The organism is Hoylesella nanceiensis DSM 19126 = JCM 15639, assembly GCF_000379965.1.
In the GTDB taxonomy this organism is placed as follows: domain Bacteria; phylum Bacteroidota; class Bacteroidia; order Bacteroidales; family Bacteroidaceae; genus Prevotella; species Prevotella nanceiensis.
The window spans coordinates 303809-317099 of sequence record NZ_KB904331.1 but is presented as its reverse complement, the minus strand read 5'-3'; the positions used below and the strand labels follow the sequence as shown (position 1 = coordinate 317099).

General features: G+C 38.0%; 10 protein-coding genes and 1 tRNA gene. 4 read left to right on the top strand and 7 right to left on the bottom strand.

Annotated features, from left to right (window positions below):
• Positions 1-121: 121 nt before the first annotated feature.
• From A3GM_RS0107475 to rsfS, 3 genes are all read right to left on the bottom strand, one after another.
• Entirely contained in the window at positions 122-988 is an 867-nt protein-coding gene (locus A3GM_RS0107475; protein ID WP_018362766.1) for a phosphatidate cytidylyltransferase, read from the bottom strand.
• Between the two features lie 94 nt (positions 989-1082).
• Positions 1083-3125 (bottom strand): ATP-dependent zinc metalloprotease FtsH, encoded by a 2043-nt coding sequence (gene ftsH / locus A3GM_RS0107470; RefSeq protein WP_018362765.1) that lies wholly within the window; start codon positions 3123-3125, stop codon positions 1083-1085.
• Positions 3126-3174: 49 nt separating this feature from the next.
• Complete coding sequence (gene rsfS / locus A3GM_RS0107465) at positions 3175-3534, bottom strand: ribosome silencing factor (protein WP_018362764.1); 360 nt, start codon at positions 3532-3534, stop codon at positions 3175-3177.
• A 175-nt stretch (positions 3535-3709) separates the two neighbouring features.
• Between rsfS and A3GM_RS0107460 the strand changes: the two genes are divergently transcribed.
• Positions 3710-3780: transfer RNA gene (locus A3GM_RS0107460), tRNA-Gln, on the top strand.
• A gap of 450 nt (positions 3781-4230) precedes the next feature.
• On the opposite strand, the gene A3GM_RS0107455 is transcribed toward A3GM_RS0107460, so the two are convergent.
• The 4 genes from A3GM_RS0107455 to A3GM_RS0107440 all read right to left on the bottom strand — a co-directional run bounded on the left by A3GM_RS0107455 (position 4231) and on the right by A3GM_RS0107440 (position 10049).
• Positions 4231-6123, bottom strand: a complete 1893-nt coding sequence (locus A3GM_RS0107455) for a DUF349 domain-containing protein (protein WP_018362763.1) — start codon at positions 6121-6123, stop codon at positions 4231-4233.
• 137 nt (positions 6124-6260) lie between these two features.
• Positions 6261-7187 carry a magnesium transporter CorA family protein gene (locus A3GM_RS0107450; RefSeq protein WP_018362762.1) on the bottom strand — a complete coding sequence of 309 codons (927 nt, stop codon included), beginning with the start codon at positions 7185-7187 and terminating at the stop codon, positions 6261-6263.
• A 363-nt stretch (positions 7188-7550) separates the two neighbouring features.
• Positions 7551-9008, bottom strand: a complete 1458-nt coding sequence (locus tag A3GM_RS0107445; protein ID WP_018362761.1) for an aminoacyl-histidine dipeptidase — start codon at positions 9006-9008, stop codon at positions 7551-7553.
• A gap of 45 nt (positions 9009-9053) precedes the next feature.
• The gene (locus A3GM_RS0107440; RefSeq protein ID WP_018362760.1) at positions 9054-10049 is read right to left on the bottom strand and encodes a lysylphosphatidylglycerol synthase transmembrane domain-containing protein; all 996 of its coding nucleotides are present in this window, start codon (positions 10047-10049) and stop codon (positions 9054-9056) included.
• A gap of 581 nt (positions 10050-10630) precedes the next feature.
• On the opposite strand from A3GM_RS0107440, the gene rsmA reads away from it, so the two are divergent.
• From rsmA to rsgA, 3 genes are all read left to right on the top strand, one after another.
• On the top strand, positions 10631-11437 hold the full coding sequence (gene rsmA / locus A3GM_RS0107430; RefSeq protein WP_025830011.1) for a 16S rRNA (adenine(1518)-N(6)/adenine(1519)-N(6))-dimethyltransferase RsmA: 807 nt from the start codon (positions 10631-10633) through the stop codon (positions 11435-11437).
• 126 nt (positions 11438-11563) lie between these two features.
• Complete coding sequence (gene frr, locus A3GM_RS0107425) at positions 11564-12124, top strand: ribosome recycling factor (RefSeq protein WP_009228419.1); 561 nt, start codon at positions 11564-11566, stop codon at positions 12122-12124.
• Between the two features lie 206 nt (positions 12125-12330).
• A complete protein-coding gene (rsgA, locus tag A3GM_RS0107420; RefSeq protein WP_018362757.1) occupies positions 12331-13263 on the top strand; it encodes a ribosome small subunit-dependent GTPase A in 933 nt (310 codons plus the stop codon).
• Positions 13264-13291: the final 28 nt, after the last annotated feature.

Below are 13291 nucleotides of genomic sequence, written 5' to 3'. Positions count from 1 at the left end.
ATGAGGAAAGGTAGCAAATAAAAGATAGCTTATTTGCTATTAGAGTAAAAGAAAACTCCTAAATAGAAGTCAATGCACTTCCTTTTAGGAGTTTTTTATTGTGGGTTATGGTTCAATATCTTTACACGAGCGTTTGGATTGTGTAGATATAAACTGCCGAAGCGGGTATTGCTAGCAACGAACTGTCGAAACGATCGAGCATACCTCCATGTCCTGGAAGAATTGTTCCGCTATCTTTTATACCTAAAGTACGCTTGATGAGGCTCTCAACAAGGTCGCCCCAAGTTCCAAATACAGTAACAACAAGTCCTAAACCAAGCCATTGTAGGGTGTTAAGTCCCGACAAATTACCATGGTTTTGATCGAGCAATGAAACCAAGAAAGCAGCAACAAGTACTAAAGTTCCACCGCCAATGCTTCCTTCCCAGCTCTTTGCAGGACTGATTCTGGGGAACAATTTATGCTTACCAAATAAGCTTCCAACGCAATAAGCACCTGTATCACTGGTCCATAAGAAGATGAATACGCTTAAAGGAAGAAGATAATAGAAATGAATATTATCATCGGTTGCAGTTCTAAAAGCAAGAACATTGATTATAGATAGGGGCAAAGCAACATACATTTGTCCCAACATGGTGTAGGATAAGTCGTGAACTGCATTCTTGTTCTTAGTGTATAATTCGCTAACAAACAAATAAATGATGGTTAAAAGATAGGGCATAAATACCGCATTTGTCTGTACAAAGCCACTATTGATTGCCGAAATGGCAAGGAATAGATACACACCTGCCACTGTAGAGATGAACCTATTGATGGTTACATCTTCGATATTATTCACTAATCCTGAGTATTCCCATAGGCTAAGGCATGTTATTAGGGCGAAAAGAAACACCATAGCGACGGGTTGAAAGAAGCATGTTACCATGATAGTAACAAAGAGTACGCCTGTAAAAGCACGCACCGTCATGTTTGTTAGTTTATCTGACATATTCGTATTTGTTTGTGTTTAGGATATTTGTTGTATGATTTAAAAAGAAAGTGCAATGTATGAAACGAACTTCAAACATTGCACTTGTTCTATATTATTCTGCCTCTTGAGACTGTTCGTTCTTCATTCTCTGATGTTCTTCCTCAGCTTTTCTAACCTCTTCGGGCATATTTTCTAATGTCAACTCATTCGCTTTCTCGTTTGCTTCGATAATCTCTTGAGTTCTACTACGCCATGGACGCTTTCCAAATATTTCCTCAACGTCTTCTGCAAAGATAACTTCTTTGGTTATTAAGAGCTCTGCAAGGCGTGCATGTCCTTCCTTATGTTCAGTTAATATCTGCTTTGCTCTGTCGTATTGCTCATTTAATATGCGCAAAACTTCTTCGTCAATTAACTTCGCAGTGGTCTCAGAATAAGGACGTTGGAATTGATATTCTTGGTTATTATAGAAGCATACGTTAGGCAATGCGTCGCTCATTCCAGCATAAGCAACCATTCCATAGGCGCTCTTTGTTGCTCTTTCGAGGTCGTTCATCGCTCCTGTTGAGATGTGACCAGTGCACAATTCCTCTGCAGCACGGCCTCCAAAGAGAGCACACATCTCGTCTAACATTTGCTCTTTGGTTGTAATTTGACGCTCTTCAGGTAGATACCACGCTGCACCAAGAGCCTGACCACGAGGCACAATGCTCACTTTTACAAGCGGATTAGCATGCTCGCAGAACCAAGAAATAGTGGCATGACCAGCTTCGTGCAATGCAATTGTACGCTTTTCGTTTGCAGTCATCACCTTAGTCTTCTTCTCTAAACCGCCAATAATACGGTCTACAGCATCTAAGAAGTCTTGTTTTCCAACTTGTTTCTTATTGTGTCGTGCAGCAATGAGCGCACTTTCGTTACAAACATTGGCAATATCAGCTCCCGAGAAGCCAGGAGTTTGACGTGCTAAGAAGTCGATATCGATGGTCTCATCAATCTTAACGTTGCGCAAGTGCACTTGGAATATTTCCTTACGTTCGTGCAAGTCGGGTAGTTCGACGCTGATTTGGCGATCGAAACGACCTGCTCTTAGTAACGCACTGTCGAGCATATCCACTCTATTTGTTGCCGCAAGGATAATCACTCCACTGTTAGTTCCGAAGCCGTCCATCTCTGTTAGTAAGGCATTCAGAGTGTTTTCACGTTCGTCGTTACCACCTGTTGAAGGGTTTTTACTACGTGCACGTCCCACAGCATCAATCTCATCGATGAAGATGATACATGGAGATTTCTCCTTTGCTTGACGGAATAAGTCTCTAACTCGACTTGCTCCGACACCTACGAACATTTCAACAAAGTCGGAACCACTCATAGAAAAGAATGGAACTCCAGCCTCTCCAGCTACTGCTTTGGCAAGAAGTGTCTTACCAGTACCTGGAGGTCCGACTAAAAGAGCACCCTTAGGAATCTTTCCACCCAATTCAGTATAACGGTTTGGGTTCTTTAAAAACTCCACAATCTCTTGTATTTCTTGTTTTGCTCCGGCTTGTCCTGCAACGTCTTTAAATGTAACTCCAAGGTCATTTCCCTTCTCATACATTTGCGCTTTGCTCTTTCCTACATTGAAAACTCCTGCGCCTCCGCCAGCATCTCCGCCGATTCTGCGCATTAAGAAGTAGCCAATGATGAAGAAAAAGATGAAAGGAGCGAAGTTAACAAAAATGTTTATAAGCTCGTTTCCTTTCTTTGATTCGAACGTGTAGCTTGTAATTTTGTGTTGTTCTTGCGCTTGTGACAAGTAGGTATCGATGTTGTCTACCGAACCAATACCTACGGTTACATAAGGATTTTCACCAAGTTGCTTAGCATCTCGGTGGAACACGTCTCTAATGTGTGCAGGTTTTACATACATTTTGAGCGTTTTCAACTCAGTATTAACAACCACTTCGTCTGCCCAACCTTTATTGATATATTGTTTAAAGTTGGCCATTGAAGTTTCTTTTGATGCAGAACCACCGCCTAATTTATTACCTGTTCCGGTCAGGAAAAAGATAGTTAGTCCCACAATGATAAGCCCATAAATCCAATTAAGATTAAACTTTGGCATTTTGGGTTGGTTGTTATCCTGGTTGGGTTGATTATTTTTCTTATCCATATTTCGACAATTTTGTTTCAGAAAATGCAATCTTCCAAAATCGTGCCAATTATTCTAAGTCGGGAATATTTGTCAATTTGGCATCTTGCCACAACTCTTCAAGGTTGTAAAAGCTTCTTGTTTCGGGCTGAAAGATATGCACAAGCACATCAGAATAGTCCATAGCAACCCATTCGCTATTGCCTAAACCGATGGTATTGATAGGCTTTTCGCCTGCTTCGATACGTGTTGTTTCTGCAATCGAGTCGCTAATAGCTTCGATTTGGTTGGGTGATGAACCTTGACAAATAACAAAGTAATTGGCAATACTGCCGTCAATATCTCTTAAATCTACTATTGTTATGTTAGAGCCTTTCTTCTCTTGTATTCCTTTTACAATTGTTTCTACTAGTTTGTTAATTTCTTTCATTTATAAAAATACTTGATAATTCTAGTTACAAAGGTACATATAATATATGTAAGAAACTGATTTGTGCTTTATCTTTTCCATATTTTTTACAAAAAAAGATGTGTCATAGATGGTGATTTTCGAAAAAATGTGTACCTTTGCAATAGTTTGTAGAGCGTTGATACGCTGCATTTATTGGGATATGGTGTAATGGTAACACTACAGATTCTGGTCCTGTCATTCTTGGTTCGAATCCGAGTATCCCAGCATTAACGAAGAGTTAGGTGATGAAAAAGCATTACTTAACTCTTTCTTTTTATGCTCTTTTATTCCAACAGAAAGATTTTTGTTTTCCAATTTTTCTGTATCTTCTCTATATTATGAATTCTATTTTGTAATAGGCTGATAATTAATGCTTTATGAGAGTATTAATCTCGGCATGTAAACTCATTGTTTTTGCAGGGCAAAAGCATTGCTTTTTCGATGTAAAAGCAATGCTTTTGTGATGAAAATAGGATGCTTTTGGAGAGCTATAAAAATGGAGTGAGATTCTTTTAAAAGGGATATTGTTTTAAAAGAGGGGAGAAGTGGATAGAGTAGAGGACTGATGTTAGAGAGGAGATAAAAAGAAAACAGTTACCTAAAATAGACTTGCCGTTGCTTTGAACGTGTCTGTTTAGATAACTGTTTTGTTGTATTGAGGTTCAACGAGCTGAATTATTCGTTGTCGTTTTCTTCTTTTTGTTGACGATCAATCTCTTTAATTTTCTCTTTTAAGAGTTGCATTTCTTCCTTAAGTTTCTCGGTCTTTTGTGTAAAGTTGCTGATAAGTGAGTTGCCTTTTTTGCTTGCTGCACTTAAGAAACCAAGGTTGTTTTCGTATGTTTGCAATTCTTGTTTCATACGTTCGTAAGCTCTAAACAATTTATTGCGTTCGTTATAAAGAGCGTTTTCACCGTTGCTTACAACATTCTTAAGGTTGTTTTTGAAGTCGTCTAAACGCTTGCGGTTGACCGAAATGTTTAGTTCTTTCTTCAACTGGTCGGTTACTTCCTTGAATTGAGCATACAAACGATCTTTCTCTTTGTATGGAACATGACCTGTTTGGTTATATTCTTTGATCAATTGATGAATCTTTTCGCTTGCATCTTCTGCCTTTGTTTCTATAAAGCTTTTCAACTCTTTTAAGATGCTTTCTTTGTGTTCAAGGTTCTTATGCTCTTCAGAATGACTGTCGCCATTAGCTGCTTTGCGTGCATCGAAGAACTTATTGCAATATTGAACGAATTCTTCCCAAAGCTTGTCGCTCACCTTTTGAGGAACGAATCCCACCTTTTTCCATTCTTTTTGAAGTGCAATAAGCTTGTCACTTGTTGATTTCCATTCGGTGCTATCGGCTAAGTTCTTCGCTTTTTCTATCAATGATTTCTTCTTTTCGATGTTTTCTGCGAAGCTTGCCTTTAGCTCTTTAAAGAATGTTGTTTTGCTTTGGAAGAAGGTGTTGCATGCTTCTCTGAAGCGTTCGAATATCTTTACATTCATTTTTTGTGGTGTAAAACCAATTGTTTTCCACTCTTTTTGAATGTTAGTAACCTCTTCTGTGATCTTTTCCCACTCGTTAATGGTTTGTATTTTCTTTGCGTTGATGGCTTCAACTTTCTCGCATAGATTGGTTTTCTTTACGAGATTTTCTTCTTCTTTGCCTCTAAGCTCTTCGAAATGCTGTTGATGACGTTTGTTGATTATTGTTGAAGCGTTTTTGAAACGAGTCCATATTTGCTCTCTGTTTTCTTTTGCAACAGGACCAATTTCACGATATTGTTGATGAAGTTCTTGTAGTTGATGAAATGCACTAACTACATCTTTCTCTTCAGAAAGCTTCTCTGCTGCTTCGCAAAGTTTGGTTTTTAGTTCTAAGTTCTTCTTAAAATCGTATTCTCTTGCTTCGTGGTTGAGTTTTAAGAGGTCGTAGAACTGTTCTGTGTATAATTGATATGTGCGCCAAAGCTCATTCACCTTGTCGGCTGGCACATTGTTTATTTCTTTCCATTTGGTTTGCAACTCTTTGAATTGGGCGTATGATTTGTTTGCTTCATCTGGAGAAGTTGCAATGGCTTTGATGCTTTCTATGATGGCAAGTTTTTGCTTAAGGTTCTCTTGTCTTTCCTTTTCTTGTTCTTGAAGCAACTTAGCTCTTTTCTCTTTGATTAGCGATAGCTCTGCTTTGAATATCATCTCGTCTTCGCTAGGCGCCACTTTATAAGCCGAAGGGTCGCCTCCTGCTTCAAGATAAGCTTTTTGTTCAGCTTCTCTTTCTGCAAGATGTATTCTATAGAAAGTAGACTTTAAGCTTTCTATCTCTTCTCTTGAAGGAACGGTTTCGCTACTTGCTAACGTCTTAATCTTATCGATTATCTCTTGTTTGGTGGTGTATTGCTTGTTAGATGTATTGCTTTGGTCGTCCAATACATTTTCTTCTGTTTGGATTGTTGCGTCACTTGTTGTTGCAGAAGTTTCATTACCACTGTTAGCATTACTTGAAATTACCTGGCTTTCGTTGTTTTCTGTTGCATCGAAGCCTTGTTCTTGAGAGTTCTTTTGAAGGTCCATTGCTATAGCTGCTTTAAGTTATTGTTTCGGATTTACAATTAATATGATAGGTGCAAACTTACTTAAAAATATTGAAAGTTGCTAATGAAATGCGTTAAAATGTTGTTCAAAAACGTCTTTTTATGTCGTGTTTGACTTTAAATTAGGCGTTTTCGTTTTAACAACCACCATGAAATTGCGGTAATAATAAATGATATGATGAGCGCAAGAGGGAATCCCCAAGGGCTCTGTTCCATTGAGTTGAGAAGGTTCATTCCTAAGAATGAAGATATAAGTGTGGGCACCATCATGATAATACTCACTGATGTGAGGGTACGCATAACGGTGTTCATGTTGTTGTTAATAATGCTAGAGTAGGTCTCCATCGTTGATTCTAGAATGTCAGAATATATCGATGTGGTTTCTCTTGCCTGTGTCATCTCAATGTTTACGTCTTCAATTAGGTCGGCATCTAATTCGTCTACCTGCAACTTAAACTTCAATTTAGCCAGCAAGTTCTCGTTACCTCTGATTGAAGTGGTGAAGAAGGTGAGCGAATCTTGTAGTCTACTTAATCCTATCAAGCTTTCGTTGTTCACCTCATGGTCGAGATTGTGTTTTGCTGTTTCAATGAGGGTGTTGATTTGTTTCAAACGCTTTAGATACCAAACTGCTGATGAAAGGAATAAACGGAAAATCATATCAACATAGTCTGTGAATCCAACTCCACGCTTTTGTTGATAACTTACAAAATCAATCATCATGTTTGTTTCAAAATAACAAACAGTTATGGTAACGTCTCTTTTATGTATAATACCTAAAGGAACGGTGGTATAAGGCGTTCTTGAACGTATTTCTTTCACGTAGGGAATACGTAAAATGATGAGCATCCAGCCGTCATCGTATTCGTAACGGGCACGTTCATCGGTGTCACTAATGTCGGGAAAGAAATAATCGGGAATGTTAAAACGTTCTTCTAACTCGTATTGATCCTCATTAGTTGGGCATGTTACTTGTATCCAACAATTGGGTTGCCACTCAGGTATGACCTTAAGTCGGTCGGTTGTATTCCAGTATGTCTTCATAAGTGCTTATCGTCAAGTATGTAAAAGTAAAGTGAAGATAAGCAACATTGTGCATTATCCTTCGCTTGTCTTTTTGTAATTTTCCGAATGATAATCGTCCATAATTAATTAAAAAAATGATTTGTGCTGCAAAAGTACAGCTTTTTTGTGGGATAAACGAATTTTTGTTGTAAAGAATGTGTTTAACGATTGCAGATGTAGTGTTGTGCTTTTGTTGGTTTTTAGGGTGAGATTGCTTTTAGAAGTGATGAAAGATGGCTTCTAAAAGCCAATAGAAAAGCAAAATAGAGAGAAGAAACTCCGAAGAATTTCAACTCTCTATATATTATAAAATGTAACCTTTTAACTTGTTATTGTTTTGGGTTATTTCACAGGAACAGTCTCGAATGTCTTCTTAAGCAATTGCCAGAATGGTTCAACTGTTTCGATTAAGCAACGTTCGTTGGTTGTATGTGGAGAACGAATGGTTGGACCTAATGATACAACATCCATGTTTGGATACTTGCCAAGAATGATAGAACACTCTAAACCAGCGTGGTCTACTTGCTCAACTGCTTCGTGTCCGAATAGTTCAAGATAGTTCTTTTCGAGCAATTTAAGTATTTCGCTGTCTGTATTTGGATCCCAACCGCCATAGCTTCCGCTGAAAACTGTCTTCATTCCGATAAGGTCGAAGCAGCTCTTTAGAGTGGTTCCGATATATTCTTTCATATCTTCATTAGAGCTTCTTGCAAGAATCTTGATTCCAGCTTTACCGCCTTCGATGTCAATAATTGCAAGGTTTGAAGATGTTTCTACAACAGAAGGAATAGAAGGAATCATTCTCATCACTCCATTATGGCAAGCATATATAGCGTTAACCAAGCTATCTTGTATTTCTTCTGGAACTTGTTTAGCAGGAGTTGGTACTTCTTCTGCAAAGAATTCGATATGGTCTTCGATGTGCTTGAATTCATTAATGAAATCATTTTCCCAGTCCTTAACCAACGCCTTCACGTCTTCTACGTTCTCTTTAGGCATTGTAATCACCACTTCTGCTTTAGGTGGAATAGCGTTTCTCATGTTACCTCCATGCCAAGAAGCAAGGCGAACTTCGCAATCTTCAATAGCTTCACGAAGGAAACGCACCATTAGTTTGTTGGCATTAGCACGTCCAATGTGGATTTCCAAGCCCGAGTGACCACCTTTAAGACCTTTCAATGTAACCTTAAGAGCAGCATCTTCGCTATCAGTGTCAACCTCTTGATAATCTAATGTAGATGTAACATCAACACCACCAGCACTACCAATAACGAATTTCCCCCATGTTTCAGAGTCTAAGTTCAAAAGAATATCGCCATTAAGAATGCCAGTTGGTAAGTCGTTAGCACCAAACATACCAGTTTCTTCGTCTGCTGTTATCAAGCCTTCGATAGGTCCATGTTGGATATCTTTAGCTTCCATAACTGCTAAGATGGCAGCAACACCCATACCGTTGTCGCTTCCTAAGGTTGTATTGCGAGCCTTAACCCATTCTCCATCGATATAAGTTTCGATAGGATCTGTGGTGAAGTCGTGTGTACTATCTGGTGATTTTTGAGGAACCATGTCCATGTGAGCCTGTAAAGTGATCACTTTTCTGTTTTCCATTCCAGGTGTTGCAGGCTTGCGAAGGATAATGTTTCCTGCTGAATCTTTAAATCCTTCCACTCCAACTTCTTTCGCAAAGTCGAGCAAGAATTGTTGTATTCTATCCAAATGTCCTGATGGACGAGGAACTTGTGTAAGCGCATGGAAGTTCTTCCAGATGCTTTGTGGTTTTAAATTTAATATTTCACTCATAACAAAAATATTTTTAATGTTCTATATTAATTCTTGTCTTATTATTTAATGTGTTTGTGTTTTTAATCTTTTTGTGAACGATAAAGACGCCCATCCATAAATTCCTAGAGCCACAACCAATAGTGTTTGAATGGTGTGAACAATAAGAACAAAGTATAAGGCATCTGCTTCGGCAACGCCATAGAGCATCAACATCACCTTAACAGCAAAGTGCCAAGGACCTGCTCCGTTAGGAGTTGGAACGATAACAGCAATACTTCCTACAACAAAAGTAACCAAAGCGCACATCAAACCCAGTTTAGCTGTTGCGCTAAAGCAGAAGAATGTGAGGTAATAGTGTAAGAAATAAGATGCCCAAATGCCTAATGTAAAGAACAAGAAAAGATATTTGTTTCGGACGCTTTTCAAAGAAGTTATGCCCTTCCAAACATTGTTTACTGTGTTCTTCACCTTGTTTATGATAGACAATTTGCGTGCTAATATTCCAATCATGATGAGCATTGCCACCAAACAAGCAATGGTGATGATATAGCCTGTTGATGAGAATGAAGCCAAAATGTCGTCTATTCGTGTTCCCGTTTTGTTAAAGAACGAGTCGAAAATCTTTACTTGCGCTAATATGGTACAACCCGTTATGGTTAAAACGAGCAGAGAATCGATGATTCGTTCGGTAACAACAGTTCCTAAAGCACTAGAGAAAGAAACTCCATCTTGACGCTTTAATATGGCGCAACGTGCAAATTCTCCAACTCGAGGAACCACTAGACTTGCTGCGTATGACACGAAGATAGAGGCAACAAGAGTGCTTTTTCGTGGGTGTTCGTCGAGTGGTTCGAGTGTTTGTTGCCATCTCCAGCCACGAAATACCTGTGCAAGAATCCCGAAAGGGAAAGAAAGTAACATCCAAGTCCAATTCATTTCGTGGAGCATTACATTCTTCACTCGGTCGAAATCGAAGTCCTTATACATCCAAAATAAAATAATACCGCCAAGTAAAAGCGATAAGATGATTTTTATAGAGTTGGATGTAATATTCTTCATAATGAGTAATCAGTTTATAAAATGTATAAGGCAAATCTTTTAAAACAACTTGTTCTTTTCGCATGTTGTTTGCTTTTGAAATGCCTATGTTATGCAAAGATAGTGTAATTTGTCTGTACTTACAAGTCTAAATATTTAAATTATGCCAAGAAAACGAGCCAAATAGAAAGTAAGTGATGTGGAATTAAATATAATTGATTTGATATGAGTCAACCGAAAGGAGTCCTCATGTTGATGAGAGTCAATAATATAGCCATTTTTGAGAAAAATAATTGAAATCTGTTTGCGCACACAATTTATCGCAGTACCTTTGCATCGAACAAAGAGTTCAAACGTAATTAATTAAAAAGAAAGGTAAAACAAATGGCAACATTAATGGTTTTAGCCGTAGTTGCAATCATGATTGCACAGGCAATTAACTTGGGAAATAAGATTAACTTGGGACAAAAGTAATCGAAGTTCCCTTCTTTTAATAAGAGAATAATAGGAAAAGAAAATATTAAGGCGAGACGATTTCTATCGTTTCGCCTTTTTCTTTTGTATATATTTTGTATCTTTGCAAGCATTATAAATAAGGTATGATAAAGCAAGTAAAGCCCAAAAAGAACCTAGGTCAGCATTTTTTGATCGACCAAAGCATTGCCCGTAGGATTGCAGACACCGTAGATGCGTGTCCAGATATCCCAGTTTTAGAGATAGGACCAGGCATGGGAGTGCTCACTCAGTATATAGTTCAGAAGCAACGACCATTTAAAGCCGTTGAGATAGACCGTGAATCGGTTGTCTATTTGAATGAAGCTTTCCCCACATTGCGTGAAAATATTATTGGAAACGATTTCCTTCAAATGGATTTAAACGATGTTTTTGACGGCAAGAGCTTTGTTCTTACAGGCAATTATCCTTATGATATCTCTTCTCAGATATTCTTTAAGATGCTTGATTATAAAGAACTTATTCCTTGTTGCACTGGAATGATTCAACGAGAAGTGGCACTTCGCATTGCATCAGAACCAGGAAATAAGTCTTATGGAATTCTTTCTGTACTCATTCAAGCATGGTATGACGTAGAATATTTATTCACAGTAGACGAAAATGTCTTTAACCCTCCGCCCAAAGTAAAGAGTGCTGTTATCAGAATGACACGTAATAAGGTTGAAAAACTCGATTGCGATGAACAGCTCTTTAAGCGAGTTGTGAAGACAGTTTTCAATCAACGACGCAAAATGTTGCGAGTAAGTTTAAAGCAAATATTTAATGTTTCGGCTGCTCGATCAGCGTTCTACGAACAAGAAATAATGACCAAACGCCCCGAACAGCTTAGTGTTGCTCAGTTTGTTGAATTGACAAACTTAGTAGAAACAGAGTTAGAAGCACTTAAAAAGCAATAGAACTGATTTGTAATATTGAATAAAGAGCACTTCAACCTGCTTATAATAAAGATTTTATATTAAAGAGTTGGAGGATAATAAATTATTCTTTAAATTTGTAGATGCGATATTAATACAAGATTAAATATGATAGATGTAAAGAGTACTTTGACCGATGCAGGCGAAAGAATGGAAATGGCTGCATTGTATCTTGAAGAACAATTGTCACGAATTCGTGCAGGACGAGCAAACATTGCTATCTTAGATGGAGTGCGAGTTAGCTCTTATGGTTCAATGGTTCCATTGAATCAAGTTGCTAATGTGTCTGCCCCCGACCCACGAACAATCGCTATTGCGCCTTGGGACAAGAAGACAATACGAGATATTGAGAAAGCAATTATGGACTCAGATGTTGGTATTACTCCAGAAAACAACGGAGAAGTGATTCGTTTGAACATTCCACAACCAACAGAAGAACGCCGTCGTGAACTTGCAAAACAATGTAATAAGATTGGCGAAAAAATCAAAATTGAAGTTCGCAACGTTCGTAGTGATATTAAAGATAAATTGAAAAAAGCAATTAAAGACGGTTTATCTGAAGATAACGAGAAAGATGCTGAGAATGAATTGCAAAAGATTCACGACAAGTATATCAAGCGAGTTGAAGACCTTTTAGCAGAAAAAGAAAAAGAAATAATGACTGTTTAGGATTATTTCTTTATTCACTAAAATAATTTTTGTTGAATAAACATCTTAAGATATCTATTGAAGAAGAGCGAAAAAGCAATGCTTTTGAGGCTTAATTGATAAGTAATTGAGAGGTAATAGCACTTCTTTTACTTACGAAAAGCAATGCTTTCTTCAATAGATATCTTTTCTTTTTTATAAAAACCAGAAACAAGTTATCCATAAAAGTGCACGGATTAGTAATAAAAAACACAGGCAGTTGGTATTCAGTAAAGACCGAAGACGGACGAATTATTGAAAGTAAAATCAAAGGAAAGTTTCGTCTTCAAGACATCAAAAGTACCAATCCCGTTGCTGTTGGCGATAGAGTAGAATTGCAAATCAACAACGAAGGAACAGCGTTTATCACAGCAATAGAAGACAGAAAAAACTATATTGTGCGTAAATCGCAGAACCTAAGTAAGCAAAGCCATATCTTAGCCGCCAATGTAGATCAGGCTTTTTTAATTGTAACTGTAAACTATCCACAGACATCAACTGGCTTTATCGATCGCTTCTTGGCGTCTGCAGAGGCTTATAATATTCCCGTTACGCTTGTTTTTAATAAGAAAGACCTATTGCAAGAAGATGAATTGCACTATCAAGATATGCTTATTCATCTCTACGAAACCATTGGTTACGAGTGTTTGGCAATCTCTGCAGAGACAGGAGAGGGCGTAGAAGAGCTTAAAAAACAATTGTTTAATAAAATAACTGTGCTCAGTGGCAACAGTGGAGTGGGCAAAAGCACCCTTATAAATAAGGTGTTACTTGCCAATTATATGCGAACTTCGGAAATTTCAGACGTTCATAACACTGGAATGCACACCACAACCTTCAGCGAAATGCTTCCTATTGAAGAGGGAGGGTACATCATCGACACCCCAGGAATAAAGGGTTTCGGCTCTTTCAACATGGAACCTGAAGAGATTTGTAGCTACTTTAAAGAGATTTTTGAGTTCTCAAAAGACTGTAAATTCAACAACTGTTCGCACACACACGAGCCTGGTTGTGCCGTTTTAAAAGCACTCGAAAATCACTATATAGCAGAAAGTAGATACAATTCCTACTTAAGTATGCTTGAAGATAAAGACGGAAACAAATATAGAGAAGCCTATTAAATAATACATTTTGCATAGATTGGTATCG

Excerpts from the sequence above, each read along its gene's own strand:
- A3GM_RS0107455 (WP_018362763.1), bottom strand. The coding sequence starts at position 6,123 with ATGGACCTTCAAAAGAACTCTCAAGAACAAGGCTTCGATGCAACAGAA.
- A3GM_RS0107440 (WP_018362760.1), bottom strand. The coding sequence starts at position 10,049 with ATGAAGAATATTACATCCAACTCTATAAAAATCATCTTATCGCTTTTA.
- A3GM_RS0107475 (WP_018362766.1), bottom strand. The coding sequence starts at position 988 with ATGTCAGATAAACTAACAAACATGACGGTGCGTGCTTTTACAGGCGTA.
- frr (WP_009228419.1), top strand. The coding sequence starts at position 11,564 with ATGATAGATGTAAAGAGTACTTTGACCGATGCAGGCGAAAGAATGGAA.
- ftsH (WP_018362765.1), bottom strand. The coding sequence starts at position 3,125 with ATGGATAAGAAAAATAATCAACCCAACCAGGATAACAACCAACCCAAA.
- A3GM_RS0107450 (WP_018362762.1), bottom strand. The coding sequence starts at position 7,187 with ATGAAGACATACTGGAATACAACCGACCGACTTAAGGTCATACCTGAG.
- A3GM_RS0107445 (WP_018362761.1), bottom strand. The coding sequence starts at position 9,008 with ATGAGTGAAATATTAAATTTAAAACCACAAAGCATCTGGAAGAACTTC.
- rsfS (WP_018362764.1), bottom strand. The coding sequence starts at position 3,534 with ATGAAAGAAATTAACAAACTAGTAGAAACAATTGTAAAAGGAATACAA.